Origin of the sequence: Leptolyngbya sp. FACHB-36 (assembly GCF_014695955.1) — a bacterium.
Taxonomy (GTDB): Bacteria; Cyanobacteriota; Cyanobacteriia; order Leptolyngbyales; family Leptolyngbyaceae; genus FACHB-36.
On the sequence record NZ_JACJPG010000430.1, the window covers coordinates 1 to 3,979 of the forward strand.

The 3,979-nt window shown below is 54.9% G+C and carries 5 protein-coding genes; 2 read left to right on the plus strand and 3 right to left on the minus strand.

The features are described from left to right. The first annotated feature begins 297 nt into the window (after positions 1–297). A complete protein-coding gene (locus tag H6F43_RS12080) occupies positions 298–927 on the plus strand; it encodes a response regulator transcription factor (protein WP_190343007.1) in 630 nt (209 codons plus the stop codon). Positions 928–972: 45 nt separating this feature from the next. Beyond that, complete coding sequence (locus H6F43_RS12085; RefSeq protein ID WP_190343008.1) at positions 973–1,974, plus strand: phosphotransferase; 1,002 nt, start codon at positions 973–975, stop codon at positions 1,972–1,974. Between the two features lie 22 nt (positions 1,975–1,996). On the opposite strand, the gene H6F43_RS12090 is transcribed toward H6F43_RS12085, so the two are convergent. The 3 genes from H6F43_RS12090 to H6F43_RS12100 form a co-directional block, all read right to left on the minus strand. After that, positions 1,997–2,230, minus strand: coding sequence for a hypothetical protein (locus H6F43_RS12090; RefSeq protein WP_190343009.1), 234 nt, complete (start codon positions 2,228–2,230; stop codon positions 1,997–1,999). Between the two features lie 30 nt (positions 2,231–2,260). Then, the gene (gene puuE / locus H6F43_RS12095) at positions 2,261–3,175 is read right to left on the minus strand and encodes an allantoinase PuuE (RefSeq protein WP_190343011.1); all 915 of its coding nucleotides are present in this window, start codon (positions 3,173–3,175) and stop codon (positions 2,261–2,263) included. A gap of 219 nt (positions 3,176–3,394) precedes the next feature. Beyond that, positions 3,395–3,979, minus strand: a 585-nt coding sequence (locus H6F43_RS12100) for a glycosyltransferase (protein ID WP_190343010.1), incomplete at its 5' end; no start/stop codon positions are given.

Sequence of the window (3,979 nt, forward strand, 5' to 3'; positions counted from 1 at the left end):
CTCCCCGCGATCCTCCGGGAACTCGCCGACCTGGAAACCCTAAGTTTGAGGGGAAATTGATCTTGCGGGCTTCGACGGGAGGTAGAGGACTAAAAAACCCAAGCCCGATCGCGATCGCCAGCACACTTCTCCAATTCAATTGCACCCGAAAGCCCATACTCGCCACTCCAGCTAGATTTTCCTAGCACCCTCCCCTGGATTGTAGTGGACATCGTGCACGACTCACCCGGTCAGGCGACCCACTCAGCAACAACCGATGGTAGAAAAGATCCAGCCCGAGAAACTGTGGAGTGATGTATGGCGATTCGGCTGCTGCTTGTGGATGACCAATCGCTGTTTCGGCAGGGACTCGCATCGCTTCTAGCGCTAGAAGACGACTTGGAGGTGGTGGGGCAAGCGAACCAGGGTCGGGAAGCGATCGCCCTGACCGAACAGCTCCAGCCCGATGTAATCCTGATGGATGTACGAATGCCCATTTGCGACGGCGTAGTGGCAACGCGGGAGATCCACCAGCGCTACCCCTGGATTCGAATTTTGGTTCTGACCACGTTTGATGAGGATGAGTACATTTGGAAGTCGCTACAGGCAGGTGCGCTGGGGTATTTGCTGAAAAGCACACCATCCAGACAGCTCGCTGACGCCATTCGTACGCTGCATCAGGGCTATAGCCAACTCGGTCCGACGATCGCGCCCAAAGTCTTTTCCCACATTCATTTGCCGACGGCGAAACCTGGCGATTATCCATCGCTGAGCGATCGAGAACGCGAAGTGCTGACGCTGCTGGGGCAGGGCAAAAACAATCGGGAAATCGCTCAAGCGCTGCACTTAACCGAAGGGACGGTAAAAAATCATATTTCGCGCATTTTAGGGCAGTTGGGATTGCGCGATCGTACGCAGGCGGCACTGTGGGCGCAGCAGCATTTGTGAGGGATGTGCGAAGACGGTATTGACCTTAATCGACTAGGAGGTGGCATGGTTGAGTCTGGCATAATTCGGGTGAGGCACTCGCTGCCACTAGAGGCAGATTTGTTGGCGATCGTGGTGCCTCAGTTTGCAATGCCTCCAGCACAGCGCTGCCGCTTGCTGAAGCGGGGATTGAACGACACGTATCTGGTCGAAACTGAGACAGCGCCTTATATTTTGCGGCTGTATCGCCACACCTGGCGCACGAAGACAGAAATTGATTTTGAGTTGCAGCTGCTGAGGTTTTTGGGCGATCGTCTGCTGCCAGTTGCCGCTCCAATTGAAACGAAGCAAGAGGAACTAACCACAACCATTTTGGCACCTGAAGGGACACGCTACGCCGCAGTGTTTCCCTATGCGCCCGGTGAAGCCGTAGAGGAGCAACTGACGCAAACGCAGAGCCATCAGCTTGGCGCACTCACTGCCCAAATCCACGAGGTGAGCAACGAGTTTCAGAGCTGCTTTCATCGTCCTGAATTGAACCGTGAGTATTTGCTGGATTGGGCGTGGACGTGGATCAGCGCACTTTTTGAAACCGTGCAGCAGGATAGCCGTGAGATTCAAGCTGAAATTGCCCGAATTAAAGTCGAGCTGGACGATCTGAATCTGCCGATCGCGTCCCCTATCTACGGAATTTGCGTTGGCGATGTCCACGCAGGCAATACTCATTTTGTAGAAAATGCACCAACCTTGTTTGACTTCGACCAGTGCGGCTACGGCTGGCGCGCCTTTGATATTGCTAAGTTTTTGCACGTTTGCCTGACGCGCAACATCGCTGAACCCGTGCGTCGAGCGTTCCTGCAAGGCTACCAAACCGTGCGCGAATTAACTGCTCTGGAGCTTGCTGCCATTCCTGTCTTCATCAGAACCGCTCATATTTGGGTTCTGGGCATTAACGCCAGCGTTGCCGGAGAAGTCGTTCCCTACGGGCACTATACGCCTGCCTGGTTTAACGACAGGCTGGCGCGGCTGCATCAATTGCACCTTCTGAGTTCTGAAGACGTGATTTAGCCGTTGATTTCTCACTGGCATCTCAAGTCTTGTCGCCTCGATCGCTAAGCTGCGCCATACGAAGTTGATGGTTGTGGCTGTCGAACATTAGGCACAGCCCAGTATTGATCAGCACTAGACTTGCGGTGCCGATCCAAAACCAGTTGCCGCCATTGAGCTTTTGAATCAGCGCCTCACCAAACACGCTCAGCCCAAACCCGACACACAGCAATCCTGCAACGCCTTTAATCAGCCACAATTGTTTTTCCTGCTGCACCGCCTATCCTCCTTTGATGCAATGTATGGTCTAAGCTTCTGTTGGTTTATGGTGCTTGTGCCAGTGATGAGCAATATCGATGCGACGGCAGAGCCACACGCGATCGTGCTGCTGTACATAATCGAGAAACCGCGCCAGCGAAGCGGCTCGCCCCGGTCTACCGACTAGGCGGCAGTGTAGCCCGACGCTCATCATTTTGGGTGCAGTTTCACCCTCGGCGTACAGTACATCAAACGCATCCTTTAAATAAGCAAAAAACTGGTCGCCGGAATTAAAGCCTTGCGGTGTGGCAAAGCGCATGTCGTTGTTGTCCAGCGTGTAGGGAATCACTAGATGCGGCTTGCCGTAGTCGTAGGTCCAGTAGGGCAAGTCGTCGGCGTAGCTATCGGCATCGTAGAGAAAGCCGCCTTCCTCGACGACCAGCTTGCGCGAGTGGGGACTGGTGCGTCCGGTGTACCAACCCAACGGACGATTGCCCGTGACGCGAGTGTGGATCGCGATCGCCTGCTGTAGGTGCGATCGTTCTTCTTCCTCGCCGAAGTACTTGTAGTCGATCCAGCGGTAGCCGTGACTGGCAATTTCCCACTCGGCGTCTAGCATGGCGGCGACGGCTTCCGGGTTGCGCTCCAGCGCCATTGCGATGCCATACACGGTGACGGGAATGCCTCGCTCTGTAAACAACCGATGCAAGCGCCAGAAGCCCGATCGACTGCCGTACTCGTAGCATGATTCCATGTTCATGTGGCGCAATCCCATCAGTGGCACTGCGCCGACGATTTCTGACAGGAACGTCTCCGATGCTTGATCGCCGTGCAGAATGCAGGTTTCGCCCCCTTCCTCGTAGTTGATCACAAACTGCACGGCAACGCGCGCCTGATTTTGCCACTTCGGGTCGGGCGGCTGTCGTCCATACCCTACTAAGTCGCGTGGATAGGTCATCTCGATCGTCTCCTCACAGCACAAATTTTGCTAACGCTGCCTCACCCAGTTAGGTGATCTACGCCTCCCCCAAGGAGTTCGCACGCCCAGAGGAAGAAGGTTCTGGCATGTCTCCCGTATTGTGGATCCATAGGTTAGGTACTCAGGTACCACTTGAAAAACCCGGCGGGGGGCTGCCGGGTTTTTTATTTTTACCACTAATAACTGTTAGCGATGGGTTAACCGCTACTTCTTGCGAATAAAGTCGTAAATTTCCAGGTAGTCTTTGCCGGGGTAGTTCCAGGAGTAGTCGTACTCCATGCCCTGAATAACAAGCTGGCGAAACTCGTCGGGGGACTGGGTCCACAGGTCGATCGCCCGATCCATCGTGGATTCCAGTGCCGTACAGTCGCTTTGGTAGAACACGAAGCCGTTGCGCTGTTCGGTCAAGTGATCGGTGTCGTAGTCGCGATCGAACACCGTGTTGACCAGTCCGCCAACGCCCCGAACGATCGGCACCGTACCGTACTTCAAACCGATCATCTGCGTCAAACCGCAGGGTTCGTAGTTACTGGGGACGACAATCATGTCGGAGCCTGCGTAAATCAGGTGAGACAGTTCCTCGTTGAAGCCGAGTTCTAGGTGCACATCTGGGTGGTCATTGAGGAAGCGCTTTTCGTGCTGGAAGTGGGCGTTGATGCCTGCTTCGGTGGCTGATCCCAGCAGGACAAACTGCGCGTTGTGGTGGATCGCGTGGTAGATGGCATGATGCACCAGATGAACGCCTTTCTGCTCGTCGAGGCGTCCGATGAAGGCGATGATCGGCTTGTC

What these genes read in the sequence shown, in the direction of transcription:
- H6F43_RS12080 (WP_190343007.1), top strand. Translation starts at nt 298, where the DNA reads ATGGCGATTCGGCTGCTGCTTGTGGATGACCAATCGCTGTTTCGGCAG.
- H6F43_RS12085 (WP_190343008.1), top strand. Translation starts at nt 973, where the DNA reads ATGGTTGAGTCTGGCATAATTCGGGTGAGGCACTCGCTGCCACTAGAG.